The following is a 14,958-nucleotide window of genomic DNA, read 5'->3' as shown; positions in this document are numbered from 1 at the left end:
TTGGCTCCCTGGTGCGATGTCCGGTTCGGCACCTTCTTCCTACCTTCCTCCTCGACACGAGGAGAGGAGAAGGGGCATGCGCCGCTTCGGGAGGACGCTGGTCACCGCGGTATTGACGGTGGCGGTGATCACGGGGACCGCCGGCTGGGCGTCCGCCGACTCGGAGCGGGCGGTCACCGGTCCGCTCCCGGGCACCGCCGCCTGGCTCGCGGAACCGGGCCCTGCGCCCGGAGCGGAGAGCGGCCCGCGGTCCGGTGACGGGACGCTCCCGGGGCGGCTGCCCGATCCGGTCGGTGCCCCGCCGCGCGAGGTGGCCCGGTTCTTCGCCGGGCTGGACCCGCAGGAGGCGCGGGCGCTGGTACGCCGCCACCCGCTGGTCGTCGGCAATCTGGACGGCGTACCGGTGGACCTGAGGTACCAGGCCAACCGGATCGCGATCCTGGCCACCGGCGAGGCCCGGTACCTCTCGCTCGCCGGGGCGGGCCGGCAGATCCTCGCCTTCGACCCGCGCGGGCGCGGTCAGGTCGCCGAGGTGTTCGGCGACCTGGCGCACGCGGAGCACGTGGCCGTGGTCGTGCCGGGTTCCGACAACGACGCGACGACGTACGACCTTCCGCGCAAGCCGTACAGCGGGCCGGGCGGCATGGCCCAGGCCCTGCGCGCCGCCACCGGCGACGCGAGTGCCGTGGTGGCCTGGACGGGCTACACGACCCCGGTCGGGGTGGGGCTCGACGCGGCCCAGGGGCGGCTCGCGGAGGCCGGCGCCACCCGGCTGACCCGCTTCCTCGCTGGTCTCGACGCGGTCGGGGCGCCGGATCCGGCGCTGTTCTGCCACAGCTACGGCTCGGTGGTGTGCGGGCTCGCCGCCCGCGACACCGACGCGCGGGACCTCGTGGTGCTCGGCTCCCCCGGCGTGCGGGCGCACGACGCGGCCGCGCTGCGCACCCGGGCCCGGGTGTGGGCCGCGAAGGGCCCCTCCGACTGGATCGACGACGTGCCCAACGTGGAGTTCGCGGGGCTGGGGCACGGCGCCGACCCGACCTCGCCCGCCTTCGGCGCCCGCCGGGTCCCGGCCGGTGACGCCGAGGGCCACACCGGCTACTTCGTCCCCGGGACCCGGTCCCTGGCGGCGTTCGCCGCGATCGCGACGGGAACGGCCCGATGAGCGCCACGCTCGCCCCCGCGCCCAAGCCCGCTTCCGTGCGCGGCACGCTGCGGCGGACGGCCGCGCGGATCGAGCGGGACACCCCCGCCCACCGCGACCGCGCGATCGACGCGCTGCGCGCGATCGCCCTGCTGGCCGTCCCCACCGGGCACTGGCTGCTCGGCGGGTTCACCCTCGACGGCGCGGGCGCGCTGCACAACGCGAGCCCGCTGTCCGCCGTCCCCGCGCTGGCGCCCGCCAGTTGGGTGCTCCAGATGCTCGGCGTCTTCTTCCTGGTCGGCGGGTACGCCTCGGTGCTGTCCTACCACCGGCGCCCGGGGTCCGCGGCGGCCTGGCTGCGGGGCCGGCTCGCGCGGCTGGGGCGGCCGGTGCTCGGGGTCACCGCCGTGTGGGCGGTGGCCGCGCCGCTGCTGTTCGCGGCGGGGGTGCCGCTGACGACGCTGCGGACCGGGGCGACGCTGGTGATCCAGCCGCTGTGGTTCGTCGGGGTGTACGCGGTGGTGACCGCCCTCACCCCGTACTGCGTCCGGGCGGCGCGGCGGCTCGGCGGCTGGGCGGCGGCGCCGCTCCTCGCCTCGGTCGCCGTGGTGGACTTCCTGCGCTACGGGCCCTTCGCCGACGCCGTGCCGTCCTGGCTGGCGCTGGTGAACATCCTGCCGGGCTGGCTGTTCGCCTACCAGCTCGGTGTCGCGTGGGGCGAGGGCCGGATCGGGCGGCGCGGTGCCCGGCTGCTGTGCGCGGGCGGGACGGCGCTGTTCGCGGTCCTGCTGGTGGTGTTCCACTACCCGGTGTCGATGGTCGGCGTACCGGGTGCGGGCCGCACCAATTCGCACCCGCCGTCGCTGCTGGTCCTGGCGCTGGCATCGGCGCAGTCGGGGGCGGCGATCCTGGTCCGCGACCGGCTCGCGCGGCTGCTGGCCCGGCCGGCCCTGTGGGCGCCGGTGGTCGTCGTGAACCTGTGCGCGATGACCGTCCTGTGCTGGCACCAGACGGCGATGCTGGCCGCGGCCGTGCCCGCCGCCGTCGCCGGCCCGGTCGCGGGACTGACCACGGCGCCGGACTCGGCGCTGTGGATCGCCGAACGGCTGGCCTGGATGCCGGTGTTCGCGGCGCTGCTGGTGCTGATCGCCCGGTACACGAGGCGTTTCGAGGCCCCGTGGACCAGGTCGACGGCGGTGCGGCGGACGGCGGCGGGGCTGCTGTCGGCGGGGTTCGGCGCCTTCGCCCTCGGGCTCGCGTGATTCTGAGCCCTGGCGGCTTCAGGAGATGGAGGCCGCCACGATGGCCGCGACCGCGAGGTTGCAGGAGGCGGTGACCCACACGGCCGGGTGCGGCTGCGGGTCGACGACGATCGCGCCGAGCCTGCCGGGGGTGAACACGTCCAGCACCAGGAAGGCCAGCCCCATCAGGACCAGGCCGAGCAGGCCGAAGGCCGCGGTGTTCAGCAGCCCCTTGCCGAAGTCGTCGTAGGTCGTCCAGATCGAGGTGAACACGATCCCGCCGACGCCGAGCAGGGCCGAGCTGAGCTGCAGGGCGGCGTTGCGGTTGCGCTCCTCCCAGATCTGCTTGCGCAGGGCGCCGGGCGTCAGCACGTCGACCAGGACGATGCCGAGGATCAGCAGGACCAGGCCGAGTGCCCCGAAGGCGGTGGTGCGGCCGAGTCCGTTGACGATGTCGCTCATTGAGGGCCTGTCTCCGCGTCGGTGGATAGGGGATGCGAGCAGCTGTGTGGGGAAGGGAAAACCTATCGCACGGCTGTCCTGGCCGGGGATGGGGAGGCGGGATGGCAGCGGGAGCGGTGCGGGTCCGGGCGGCGCGGCCGGACGAGGCGGCGGCGCTCGGCGCGCTGGCGCTGCGCTCGAAGGCGCACTGGGGCTACGACGAGGCGTTCCTGGCCGCCTGCGCACCGCAGTTGCGGATCCGGGCCGGGGAGGTGGGCGCGCGCCGGATCGTGGTCGCCGAGGAGACGGGGGCCGGAGGGTGCCCGCTCGGCGTGGCCTCGCTCGAAGGGAGGGCGCCCGTCGCGGAGTTGGGCCTGCTGTTCGTGGAACCGGCGGCGATCGGGCGGGGCGTGGGCCGGGCGCTGTACCGGGACGCAGTGCGCCGGGCCCGCCGACTGGGCTGCCACACCCTGCTGATCGACGCCGACCCGCACGCCGCGGACTTCTACCGGGCGATGGGCGCGCTCCCCCGCCCCGGCGCGGCGCCGGTCGCGGGACTGGTCCGCTTCGAGGTGCGGCTGGGCGCGGCGGAGCCCTGGGTGGAGGCCTGGACCGGGGGCCGCCCGGCGGTGCACCTGGGCAATGTCGCCGAGTACCACGCGCAGTTCGGTGACCCCTCCCTGGACCGGGAGCAGCTCGCCGCGCACCACTACGCCTGCCTGGCCGCCTTCTACGGACCCCGGCCGAGCGCCCTGGTGCTGCCGCGGCCGGTGCCCGGGTGGTGGGTGGAGCAGGTGGCGCGCCAGTTGGACTGGACGGACGTCGAGGTGCACGACGGGCTGGCGCCGGACCGCCCCGGACTGTCGGCCGCCGTACGGTCGCGGCCCGCGCTCGCCGCCCGGCTGACGGGGTCGGGGGCGGCGCTCCTGCCGTGGGGGCGCAGTGCGGGTTTCGCCCGGCTGGCCGGGTCGGGGCCCTGGCGGCCGGAGGTGCTGCGGTACGAGTCGAAGGCGGCCTCGCACGCCTTGTTCGCCCGGATCGCGGAGGCGGGCGGGCATCCCGGCGTGGTGGTCCCCCGGCAGTGGCGGCCGCGCAACCGGTGGGCCGCCGCCCGGCTGGTGGCGGCGCGGGCCCGGGCGGGCCGCGGCACCGTCCTCAAGTCCGAGCACGGGGTGGGCGGTTCGGGTACGCGGCTGCTCGCGCCCGGGGACGTACGGGCGGCGGGCGGCGCCCTCGCCGCGCTGCGCGGGCTGCCGCGCGGGCCGTTGCTGGCCGAGGAGTACGCGCACGACCCGGGCGGGGCGGTGCGCGACCTGACCTACGACGCGTTCGTGGACGCGGCCGGCCGCGTCCACCCGGTGGGCGGGGCCGTCATGGACGTGGTGGGCGCCGGCTACCGGGGCGCCACCGTGGGGCCGGGCGTGGTGCCGGGCTGGGCGGCGCCGGCGCTGTCGGGCTTCGGGGAGGCGGTGGGCCGCGCACTGGCCGGGGCGGGCTACCGGGGCTGGTTCGACGTGGACTTCGTCAGCGCCGGGCAGGGGCGCCTCGCTCCGACCGAGACGAACCTGCGCCTCACGGGTCCCGCCGCGGCCTTCGTCGTCAAGGCACGGCTCGACGAGGTGCGGGGCGGGGACCACGTGGTGCGGATCATGGACCGGGTGGAGCTGGGGGCGCGGCTGCCGGAGGCACTGGCGGGGGAGCTGTGCGCCGCGCTGGCCCGGGGCTGCGCGGCCCTCGGGGCCGTCTTCGTGCCGGCGATCCCCACGGCCGCCTTCGACCCGGGCCCGTGGCTGGGGGCCCTGGTGGCCGCGCACACCCGGGAGGCGGTGGACGCGGCCGAAGCGCTGGTCCGCGCGGAGGCGGCGGCCGTGGGGGCGATGTTCGGCGACTCCTTCTGACGCGCCTCTTCCTCAGGCGGCGCGGGACGGTTCGCGGGTGGCGAAGACGGCGACGATGACGGCGGCGATCATGAGCGGCACGTTGAAGGCGTAGACGAGGACGGCCTGGCGCGGCCAGTCCTGCTTCGCGGCGAGCCGGTAGAGGTTGTCCTGCGGCCACCAGGCGACCAGCAGGTAGACGAGCGCCAGGTGCGCGGCGGCCGTGAGGGCGCGCCCGCGGCCCTGTCGCCGCAGGGCCGGGCGCCCGACCAGCAGGAGCACCACCCCGAGGCCGAAGGACAGCCATTCGAAGCCGTACAGCAGGGTGAAGAGGGTCCTGTACCCGCTGGGGACCCCCGTGAGGTCGGTGGAGCCGGGCCAGAGGATCCCGGTGAAGGAGAAGGCGACCATGGCGACGAGCAGCGCCCCGCATCCGACCCCGCACGAGGTGGGCACCTCGCCCCCCGAGGCGGTGTACTTGCCGGAGGCGCGCACGCCCCGCCCGGGCGCCCCGGACACCGGCAGCGGGAGGGCGGCGCGGTCCTCCCGGCCCGAGCGGGCGCGGGGCAGCGCGCGCAGCCTGACCACCGCTCGCGGTATCTCCTCCTCGGGGAGCCGGGAGGAGAGGTAGCGGCCCAGGGTCTCGGTGTCGGGGAGTTCCCCGTCGGTGGACGCGTCGGTGGACCTGTCGGCGAACGCGTCGCCGGACGGCCCGGAGCCGTGCCGGGGCCGGGGCAGCGGGCCGCCCCCGGCGGGCGGGCTGACGCCCGGTGGGGCGACGTACGCGACGAGGCGCACCTTCGAAGGGCCGTCGGGAACGCCGCGCACCAGCGCCCCGCCGATCCCGGGGTGACCGCGCAGGACGGACTCGATCCGGTGGGGGTCGACGGTGCGGCGGCCGATCGTGATCCGGTCGCGGCGACGGCCGGCGAATTCCAGCAGCCCGTCCTCCCGGGCGCGGGCGAGGTCCCCGGTGGCGATGGCCGCGCCGCCCCCGGGCGGGGTGAGCCGGATCTCGCCGCCGGTGAGCTCCACCCGGAAGCCGGGGAAGGGGACGCCGATCAGGCTGACGCCCTCGGCCGCGTCCACCGGGCGCGGCAGCAGCGACAGCTCGAACCAGGTACCGGCGCCGGCGGTCTCGGTGAGCCCGTAGACGTTCACCAGGCGGGCGCCGGGGCGCAACGACAGGTGCAGGGCGGCCTGTTCGTCGAGGTGGAGCCGCTCGCCGCTGACGGTGACCAGCCGCAGCGACCACAGATCGGCGTCGGGTGCGCGGCGCGCGGCCTGCCCGCTCCCGGCGCCGAGCAGGCGGGGCGCGGACCCGGGGTCGGTGTGCAGGACGGAGACCCGCTCCTCGCGGATCAGGTCGCGCAGCTCTTCGTGGCTCCACTCGGAGCGCGGCGCCAGGACCAGGGCGCCGCCGGTGCACAGGGCCCGGGTCCAGCCGGTGGCGAAGCCGGTGAGGTCGGGCCGGGCGGTGATCAGGTGCCGGTCGTCGGGGGTGAGGCCGCCGGTCTCCGCCCAGCCGTCGTGGGCGGCGAGCAGCCGGGCGTGGTCGATCCGCACCGCCCGCGGCTCCTCGCCGCCGGTGAAGACGACCGCCGCCGTGTCGCCGAGGGCCGGCGCGGGGGCGTCCGCCGGTTCACCGGAGCGGGCGGCGATCGCCTCCGCCTCGGTGTCGAGGCAGATGACGCGCGGTCCGGTCCCCTCGTCGAGGAAGGGCAGGTGCGCGCGGTGCGTCAGGAGGGCGTACGGCGCGGTCGCGGCCAGGTTGCGCCGCGCCGCCGCGGGATGGTCCGGGTCGAGGAGGGTGTAGGCTCCGCCCGCCTTCAGTACGGCGAGCAGCGCGGTCAGGACCTCCTCCTGCCGGGCGCTGCCGATGGCCACGGTGGCGCCGGGCGGCAGTCCCGCGGCGAGCAGGTGGGCCGCCAGGCGGCGGGAGCGCCCGTCCAGTCGACGGTAGGTGAGGACGGTCGGGCCGCGGAGGACTGCGGGCGCCTCGGGCGTTTCCCGTGCCCATCGGCGGAAGCGGTGGAGCACGCTGTCGGCGGGTTCCCGGTTCATGAGCCGATGATGCCACCGGGCACCGACAGCGCACGAGGGTCCGTCCGCCGGGGCCTCGGCGCTCCACCGGACCTTGACCTCAACTTTCCTTGAGGTACTAACGTTCCTGGCATGTCTATGGAAATGACCGCCTGGTCCTCGCTCCACAACGCGCTCAACGCCCAGCAGGAGCGCCGGGCCCCCACCCGCGAGAGCCTGCGCCGGGTCGCCGCCTTCGCCCGCCCGCACCGCCGCGGGCTGCTGCTCTTCCTGCTGCTGAGCATCGTGACCGCTTTCCTCGCGGTCGCCACCCCGGTGCTCGCCAGCCGGGTCGTCGAGGCCATCGTCGGCGGCCGGGAGAGCGGGACGGTCACCCGGCTCGCACTGCTCATCGCACTGATCGCGGTGGTCGAGGCGGGCCTGGGCCTGCTGACCAGGAAGCTGTCGTCCACCCTGGGCGAGGGGCTGATCCTCGACCTGCGCACCGCGGTCTTCGACCACGTGCAGCGGATGCCGGTCGCCTTCTTCACCCGGACCCGGACCGGGGCGCTGGTCAGCCGGCTCAACAACGACGTGATCGGCGCGCAGCGGGCGTTCAGCAACACCCTCTCCGGGGTGGTCGCCAACACGGTGACGCTGCTGCTGACCCTGGCCGTGATGCTCAGCATCTCCTGGCAGATCACCCTGCTCGCGCTGGTGCTGCTGCCCCTCTTCGTCATCCCGGCACGGCGCACGGGCGCCCGGATGGCGCGGATGCAGCGCGAGGCGGCGGCCCTGAACGCCTCGATGGGCACCCAGATGACCGAGCGCTTCTCCGCGCCCGGCGCGACGCTGGTCAAGCTGTTCGGGCGGCCCGCCGATGAATCCGCCGAGTTCGCGGCGCGGGCGGCCCGGGTGCGGGACATCGGGATCCGTACCGCAGTCGCGCAGTCCGCCTTCATCACGGCGCTCACCCTGGTCTCCGCGCTCGCCCTGGCCCTGGTCTACGGGCTGGGCGGCTACTACGCGCTGCGCGGCACGCTGGACGCCGGTTCCGTGGTCGCGCTGGCCCTGCTGCTGACCCGGCTGTACGCCCCGCTGACCGCGCTGGCGGGGGCCCGGGTCGAGGTGATGAGCGCGCTGGTCAGCTTCGAGCGGGTCTTCGAGATCCTCGACCTGGAACCGCTGATCGCCGAGAAGCCGGACGCCCGCCGGGTGCCCGAAGGCCCGGTGACGGTGGAGTTCGACCGGGTGTCCTTCGGTTACCCGGCCGCCGACAAGGTCTCGCTGGCCTCGCTGGAGGAGGTGGCGACGCTGGACGCCCGGGGCGGTACGCAGGTGCTGCACGAGGTCTCGTTCCGCGCCGAGGCCGGGCAGATGATCGCACTGGTGGGCTCGTCCGGCGCCGGGAAGTCCACCATCGCGCAGCTCCTCCCCCGGCTGTACGACGCGGACGCGGGCGCGGTCCGGCTGAACGGGGTCGACGTGCGCGACCTCACCGCCGACTCGATCCGCGACACGCTCGGCATGGTCACCCAGGACGGGCACCTCTTCCACGAGTCGGTGCGCGCGAACCTGCTGCTGGCCCGTCCCGGGGCCACGGAGGAGGAGGTCTGGGAGGCCCTGCGCCGCTCGCGCCTGGACGGGCTGGTCGCCTCGCTGCCCGACGGGCTGGACACGGTGGTCGGCGAGCGCGGCTACCGGCTCTCCGGCGGCGAACGCCAGCGGCTGACCATCGCCCGGCTGCTGCTGGCCCGCCAGCGGGTGGTGATCCTCGACGAGGCCACCGCGCACCTGGACTCCACCTCGGAGGCGGCGGTGCAGGAGGCGCTGGGCGAGGCGCTCGCCGGCCGGACCGCCGTGGTGATCGCGCACCGTCTGTCGACCGTCCAGGCGGCGGACCTGATCCTGGTCGTCGAGGAGGGCCGGATCGTGGAACGCGGCACGCACACCGAGCTGCTGGCCCTGGGCGGACGGTACGAGGAGCTGTACCGGACCCAGTTCGCGACGGGGGGCGCCGCGGCCGGCGGCGCGTCCGCGGTCACGGCGGACGGGGCCGTGACGGGAACGGAAGCGGGAGCGGAGGCGGGCGCGGGAGCGGCGTGAGCCCGACCCCGTCCGGCCGCTCACTCCCCCTTCGGCGCCGCGGCCTCCGCCGGGAGCCGCCGCTCGGCGGGGGTGCCGAGCAGCCGTACGGGGAGTGCGCCCAGCCGCGCGTGCGGCGAGAACCACCACGTGGCCGCGCCCCAGGGGTCGTGGTCCGCGTCGAGCAGCCGGTTCACCTCGTGGACCACGGGGACGGGCCGCCCGTCGGCGCCGAACTGGAAGGCGGGCAGCCGGACGAAGCCGCCCGTGGCGCGCAGCCGGATGAGGCCCGGCCCGTAGGGGTCGCAGCCGCCCTCCAGCGCCTCCGCGTCGCCGACGGACGGCTCGGCGAGCAGCCGGTCGCGCACCTCGCCCAGCACCGGGCCGACCATGCGGTGCCCGTCCAGGACGAGGACGGCCAGGTCGTCCGCGATGAAGCCGAGGTGCCCGGCGGCCCGGGCGGACGCCGCCGGGGCGAGGCGGCTCTCGCCGGGGAACCGGTCGGGGAGCTGCTCGCCGAGCAGCCGGGCGGCCAGCAGGGCCGCGCGTTCGGCCACTTCACCGCCGGCCAGCCTTAACGAGGCGAGCAGCAGCGCGAGTTGGCGCAGTGCCACGGGTGCCAGGCGGGGGTGCAGGTCGTCCCATTCGGCGGCCGCGACGGCCAGGCGCGTATAGGGGTTCGTCACGTGGGCATCCGTTCACTGATCGTGGCTCCCGGACCGGAGCGGCTGGCGACCCGGCTCGCACGGTCGGACGTCCCGGCCCGACCCGCTTCCCTCACCCCGCGGGGCCCCACGACCGGGCGGAGGGGTGAGCGACATGCCGGAAGGATCGCACCGCACGCGCACCCGGACAAGCCGCGTCCGGTACCCGGGGGCCCCGGGCCGGACCGGGTGGCCGGAACCGGTGCCCGGGCCCGGACCGCGGACCGGTGGCACGGCGCGGGCCGGTCGCGGTCCCGGGGGGCGTTCAGTCCTGGTGGGGGCGGGCCCGCAGGAGGTGGCCGTGCCGGACGCCCTGCCGGAAGGCGGCCTCGTACGCCTGGTCGCCCAGCGCCCCGCGCGCGGTGCGCTCGGACTCCTCGCGTACGGACTTCAGTTCGGGCGTGCCGCGCTGCGGATGGCCGACCGCCTGCCAGTAGGCGTGGCCGGTGCCGTAGGCCCGGGCCGCGCCCGCGCCGTCGCCCTGGGCCGCCCGGGCGGCGGCGAGCAGGTCCAGTCCGAGGGCGGTGCCGAAGGTGTCGCCCAGTTCGCCCTTGCTCTCCAGCATCGCGCGGGCGTGCGCGGCGGAGGCGGCGGGGCTGCCCTCCCGCAGGGAGATCAGGGACAGCTGGTACTCGGCGTAGGCCCGCGTCCAGTGCTCCTCGCGGGCGGCGCAGCCGGCGCGCAGCACCTCGGCCTCGGCGCGGGCGTCGGTGAACAGGCCCATGGCGGTGAGGGCGAACACGTGCACGAGGTGGCAGCGCAGCCGGGCCGGGGAGTCGAAGGGCGTCCCGGGAGCCGCGCCGAGGGCGTTCTCGGCCACGACGCGCGCGGCGAGCGGACGCCCCGCCATGAGGTGGCTGAGGCCCAGCAGGTAGGCGGCGTCCAGGGCGAGGCACGCGTCCCCGTCCGGATCCGCCCCGGGATCCCCGGCCGCGCCCTCGGCCGGGAGGCCGGCGGGCCCGCCGTGCGGGGGTCCGTACCGGTCGTCGTCCGGGCCTTCGGAAAGGGAGGGGCCGGCGGATCCCGGCGTCATGGCCAGGGCCTCGCAGCCGACGGCGAGCTGGTGCGCGGCGTCCGCCTCGCCCTGGAGCAGCAGGGTGACCCCGAGGGCCCACAGCGCCCGCACCCGCACCGCGCGGGTGACCTCCTCGGGGCGCGCGGCGGCCAGGGCCCGCTCCAGGTGGGTGCGGGCGGCGTGCAGGTGGCCGCAGCAGGCCCAGAAGAAGCCGACGCGGCCCGCCAGGTCGAGGGCCCGGGCGGGGGCGGTGGCCAGGTAGTGGTCCAGGGCGGCGCACACGTCGCCGTGCGCCGCGCCGACCCGCCGGTATCCGGCGCGCTGGCCGGGACCGAGCCATTCCCGGTCGGCCCTGCGCACCAGGGCGAGGAAATGGGCGGCGTGCCGGGCCCGCAGGGCGTCCTGTTCGCCGAGCTCCGCGAGCCACATCGCCCCGTACTCGCGGATCGCGTCGAGCATGCGGTAGGAGCCGTCGGCGCCGCGCCGCACCACGGACTTGGCGACCAGGGCGGCCAGCAGCGGCGGCACCTGCGCCTGCGACAGCGGGGCGGCGGAGCAGACGGCGCGGGCCGCCGCCTCGTCGAAGGGGCCGCCGAAGACGGACAACCGCAGCCAGAGCAGGCGTTCGCGCGGCGCGCACCACTCGTGGCTCCAGCCGATGGCGGTGCGCAGCGCGCGGTGGCGGGGCGGCTGGAGGGGGCGGCCGGTGGCGAGCGCGCCGATCCGGCGGGTCAGCCGGTCGGCGAGTTCCTCGACGGTGTGGTCCGTCAGCTGGGCGGCGGCCAGTTCCAGCGCGAGGGGGATCCCCTGGAGGCGTGCGCAGATGGACCGGGCGGCGGCGAGCCGCTCCTCGGACCAGGGGGCGGCCGTGCGGGGCGCGGCCTCGGCGGCGCGGGCGCGGAAGAGGGCCAGGGCGTCCCCGGCCCCGGCGGCGTGCGGGAGCGGACCGATCTCCATGACGTGCTCCGCGGGCAGCCCGAGCGGCTGGCGGCTGGTGAGCAGCAGTACGAGGTGCGGCGCCGCGCCGAGCAGGGCGCGGGCGAGCGTACGGACGGCGGGGACCAGGTGTTCGCAGCAGTCGAGTACGAGCAGCAGGCGGCGGGCGCCGATCCACTCCCCCACGGCCTCCACGAGCGAGCGGGCGGTGTGGTCGGCGAGGCCGAGGGCGTCGGCCACCGTGTCGGCGAGCAGCCGTGCGTCGGGCAGGGGGGACAGGTCGGCCCAGTGGATCCCGTCGCGGAACCCCCGCCCGCCCGAGGCGATCCCGGCCGCCTGGCCGTCGACGGGGACGTCCCCGGCCAGGCGGGTCAGGGCCTGGCGGGCCAGGCGGCTCTTGCCGACGCCGCCCGGCCCGGTCAGGGTGACCAGCCGGTGGGCGCTCAACGCCCGGTCGAGCACGGCCAGTTCGCTGCGGCGTCCGACGAAGGACGCGGGCCCGCCCGGGGGCCCATCGGCTTGTGCCAGCACGGCACCAGTGTGGCCCACCGCGGAGCGCTTGCGGACCGGCCGGGCGGGGAGCGGCTACGGAGCGAGGACGTCCAGTTCCTCCAGCGCCCCCGCGGTGATCTCCCGGGTGAGCGCCTCGGCGCGGGCCGCGTCCCCCTCCCGTACCGCCTCGGCCACCCGCACGTGCAGGGTGACGGCGGCCGGGTCGGGGTCGGGGAACATCACCGCGTGCTGGGTGCGGCCGGTCAGCACCTCGGCGACGACGTCACCGAGGCGGGCGAACATCTCGTTGCCGGAGGCGTCGAGCACGGTTCGGTGGAAGGCGACGTCGTGCCGGAGGTAGCCCTCCAGCTGGTGGCCGCGCGAGGTGCGGACCATGCCGAGGGCCGCTTCGGTGAGGGCCGCGCACTGCTCGGGCGTGGCCCGTACGGCGGCGAGGCCGGCGGCCACGGGCTCGACGGCCGAACGCAGCACGGTGAGCGAGCGCAGCTGGCGGGGCCGGTCGGCGCCGGCCAGGCGCCAGCGGATCACCCGCGGGTCGTAGACGTTCCATTCGTCCGCCGGGCGCACGGTGACGCCGACCCTGCGGCGGGAGGCGACGAGCGCCATGGATTCCAGCACCCGGACGACTTCGCGGACGACGGTGCGGGAGGCGCCGAACTCCTGGGCCACCTCGTCGGTGCGCAGCACGCTGCCCGGCTGGTGCTCGCCCGCGGTGATGGCGAGGCCGAGGGCGTCGAGCACGTGTGCGTGGAGTCCCCCCGCGGGACCGCCCTCGGTTGTCATGGCGCAAGCGTACGGGGTGCGCAGCGGGGTCCCGTGCCGGGAGGATCACGAGAAAAGGTGTGATGTTTTATAGATGAACCCTTGAATAAGTACTACTTAATAGGCTTCAGTGGTGCCAGATGTCGATGAGGACATCGCCGAGAACAGCGAGGTATCCCCCATGGGCTACGGAGTGAGCACCGCCCGCGTCATCGTGGTGATGGGCGTGGCGGGGACGGGCAAGACGACCGTGGGGCAGCTGCTCGCCGCCGCGCTCGCCCTCCCCTACGCGGAGGGCGACGCCTTCCACCCGGCGGCCAACGTCGCCAAGATGGCGTCCGGCGTCCCCCTGGACGACGACGACCGCCGGCCGTGGCTCGACGCCATCGGCGAGTGGGCCCGCGGCCGCGGCGAGCGGGGCGGGGTGGTCTCGGCCTCGTCGCTCAAGCGCGCCTACCGCGACCGGCTGCGCGCCGCCGCGCCGGGCGCCGTCTTCGTCCACCTGACCGGCGAGCGGCCGCTGATCGAGCGCCGGATGGCCGCCCGCACCGGGCACTTCATGCCCGCCACCCTGCTCGATTCGCAGTTCGCCGCGCTGGAGCCGCTGGAGCGGGACGAGCGGGGCGTGAGCGTCGACGTCGACGGCTCGCCCGAGGACATCACCTCCCGGGCCCTGGCCGCACTGCGGCAGGTCCCACCGCCCGGCCCGCCCGAGGGGCCCGGCTCCCCCGCCCCCACTGCGACCCCCCGCGAAAGCTGAGGAACCGTCACCGTGACCATCACTCCCGGCGCCGGGGCCCTTGCGGCGGCCGTCGCCCCCATCACCTCGGCGGGCAACGCACGCCTGGGCATCGCCGTCCTCGCGGGCATCGCCCTCATCATCCTGCTCATCACCCGCCTCTCGATCCACGCCTTCCTGGCCCTGACCATCGGGTCACTGGCCCTCGGGGTCTTCGCGGGGGCGCCGCTGGAGAAGACCCTCGCGAGTTTCACCGCGGGCCTCGGTTCCACCGTGGCGGGTGTCGGCGTCCTGATCGCGCTCGGCGCGATCCTCGGCCGGCTGCTCGCCGACTCCGGTGGCGCGGACGAGATCGTGGACACGATCCTCGCCCGGGCCAAGGGGCGGGCCATGCCCTGGGCCATGGTGCTGATCGCGTCCGTGATCGGGCTGCCGCTGTTCTTCGAGGTCGGCATCGTGCTGCTGATCCCGGTGGTCCTGCTGGTGGCCCGGCGGGGCGGCTACTCGCTCATGCGGATCGGCATCCCGGCGCTGGCCGGCCTGTCCGTGATGCACGGCCTGATCCCGCCGCACCCCGGCCCGCTGGTCGCGATCGACGCGCTGCACGCGAACCTCGGCGTCACCCTTGCGCTCGGGGTGCTCGTCGCCATCCCGACCGTGATCATCGCCGGGCCGCTGTTCTCCCGTTACGCCGCCCGCTGGGTCGACATCCAGGCCCCCGAGCAGCTGACCACCGCGCCGTCCGAACCCGTGGACCGCGCGCACCGGCCGCGGTTCGGCGCGACGGTGGCCACGGTGCTGCTGCCGGTGGCCCTCATGCTGGTGAAGGCGCTCGTCGACATCGTCGTCGACGACAAGACCAACGGCGTGCAGAAGGTCACCGACATCATCGGCGCGCCGATGATCGCCCTGCTCGCGGCCGTCCTCGTCGGCATGTTCACCCTGGGCCGCGCGGCGGGCTTCACCCGCGCCCGGCTGTCGGTGACCGTGGAGAAGTCCCTGGCCCCAATCGCGGGCATCCTGCTCATCGTCGGCGCCGGCGGCGGTTTCAAGCAGACGCTGATCGACGCGGGCGTGGGCCGGATGGTGCTGGACCTGTCCGAGAGCTGGTCGGTGCCGGCCCTGCTGCTGGCATGGCTGATCGCGGTGGCCATTCGGCTCGCGACCGGTTCGGCGACCGTGGCGACGATCTCGGCGGCCGGCCTGGCCGCCCCGCTGGCCGCGGGGATGTCCACCACCGGAACCGCGCTGCTGGTCCTGGCGATCGGCGCGGGCTCGCTCTTCTTCAGCCACGTCAACGACGCCGGTTTCTGGTTGGTGAAGGAGTACTTCGGGATGGACGTCGGACAGACGCTGAAGACCTGGTCGGTGATGGAGACCATCATCTCGGTGGTCGGCCTCGGCTTCGTCCTGCTGCTGTCCCTGGTGCTGTAGGCCTGTCACTGGTGCTGAAGGCCGAGAACGCCCGGCACCGCCCCT

The 14,958-nt window shown here is 75.9% G+C and carries 11 protein-coding genes; 6 read left to right on the top strand and 5 right to left on the bottom strand.

The window, feature by feature from the left end; genetic code table 11:
* The first annotated feature begins 76 nt into the window (after positions 1–76).
* Both AC0693_RS10410 and AC0693_RS10405 read left to right on the top strand, forming a co-directional pair.
* Positions 77–1,165, top strand: a complete 1,089-nt coding sequence (locus tag AC0693_RS10410) for an alpha/beta hydrolase (RefSeq protein WP_478801487.1) — start codon at positions 77–79, stop codon at positions 1,163–1,165.
* Complete coding sequence (locus AC0693_RS10405) at positions 1,162–2,406, top strand: acyltransferase family protein (RefSeq protein WP_469315741.1); 1,245 nt, start codon at positions 1,162–1,164, stop codon at positions 2,404–2,406. Before AC0693_RS10410 ends, AC0693_RS10405 begins: the two co-directional genes overlap by 4 nt.
* An 18-nt stretch (positions 2,407–2,424) precedes the next feature.
* On the opposite strand, the gene AC0693_RS10400 is transcribed toward AC0693_RS10405, so the two are convergent.
* Positions 2,425–2,847 carry a DUF350 domain-containing protein gene (locus tag AC0693_RS10400; RefSeq protein ID WP_356414273.1) on the bottom strand — a complete coding sequence of 141 codons (423 nt, stop codon included), beginning with the start codon at positions 2,845–2,847 and terminating at the stop codon, positions 2,425–2,427.
* Positions 2,848–2,948: 101 nt separating this feature from the next.
* Between AC0693_RS10400 and AC0693_RS10395 the strand changes: the two genes are divergently transcribed.
* Positions 2,949–4,724 (top strand): GNAT family N-acetyltransferase, encoded by a 1,776-nt coding sequence (locus AC0693_RS10395; protein ID WP_478801486.1) that lies wholly within the window; start codon positions 2,949–2,951, stop codon positions 4,722–4,724.
* A 12-nt stretch (positions 4,725–4,736) separates the two neighbouring features.
* Here AC0693_RS10395 and AC0693_RS10390 read toward each other — a convergent pair whose 3' ends face one another.
* Positions 4,737–6,767, bottom strand: a complete 2,031-nt coding sequence (locus tag AC0693_RS10390) for an AMP-binding protein (protein ID WP_478801485.1) — start codon at positions 6,765–6,767, stop codon at positions 4,737–4,739.
* A gap of 111 nt (positions 6,768–6,878) precedes the next feature.
* On the opposite strand from AC0693_RS10390, the gene AC0693_RS10385 reads away from it, so the two are divergent.
* A complete protein-coding gene (locus AC0693_RS10385) occupies positions 6,879–8,831 on the top strand; it encodes an ABC transporter ATP-binding protein (RefSeq protein ID WP_469315738.1) in 1,953 nt (650 codons plus the stop codon).
* A 20-nt stretch (positions 8,832–8,851) separates the two neighbouring features.
* Here AC0693_RS10385 and AC0693_RS10380 read toward each other — a convergent pair whose 3' ends face one another.
* The 3 genes from AC0693_RS10380 to AC0693_RS10370 form a co-directional block, all read right to left on the bottom strand.
* Positions 8,852–9,496 carry a hypothetical protein gene (locus tag AC0693_RS10380; protein WP_356414285.1) on the bottom strand — a complete coding sequence of 215 codons (645 nt, stop codon included), beginning with the start codon at positions 9,494–9,496 and terminating at the stop codon, positions 8,852–8,854.
* Positions 9,497–9,779: 283 nt separating this feature from the next.
* Positions 9,780–11,996, bottom strand: coding sequence for an ATP-binding protein (locus AC0693_RS10375; RefSeq protein WP_478801484.1), 2,217 nt, complete (start codon positions 11,994–11,996; stop codon positions 9,780–9,782).
* Positions 11,997–12,050: 54 nt separating this feature from the next.
* The gene (locus AC0693_RS10370) at positions 12,051–12,761 is read right to left on the bottom strand and encodes a FadR/GntR family transcriptional regulator (protein WP_469315736.1); all 711 of its coding nucleotides are present in this window, start codon (positions 12,759–12,761) and stop codon (positions 12,051–12,053) included.
* Between the two features lie 172 nt (positions 12,762–12,933).
* Here AC0693_RS10370 and AC0693_RS10365 point away from each other — a divergent pair, with 172 nt between their 5' ends.
* Positions 12,934–13,500: a gluconokinase gene (locus AC0693_RS10365; protein WP_469315946.1), complete on the top strand. Its 567-nt coding sequence runs from the start codon at positions 12,934–12,936 to the stop codon at positions 13,498–13,500.
* Positions 13,501–13,512: 12 nt separating this feature from the next.
* Positions 13,513–14,913: a GntT/GntP/DsdX family permease gene (locus AC0693_RS10360; RefSeq protein WP_478801483.1), complete on the top strand. Its 1,401-nt coding sequence runs from the start codon at positions 13,513–13,515 to the stop codon at positions 14,911–14,913.
* The last annotated feature ends 45 nt before the right edge of the window (positions 14,914–14,958 follow it).

Source organism: Streptomyces sp. NPDC043876 (genome assembly GCF_056435825.1).
This window is presented reverse-complemented; position numbering and strand designations above follow the sequence as displayed.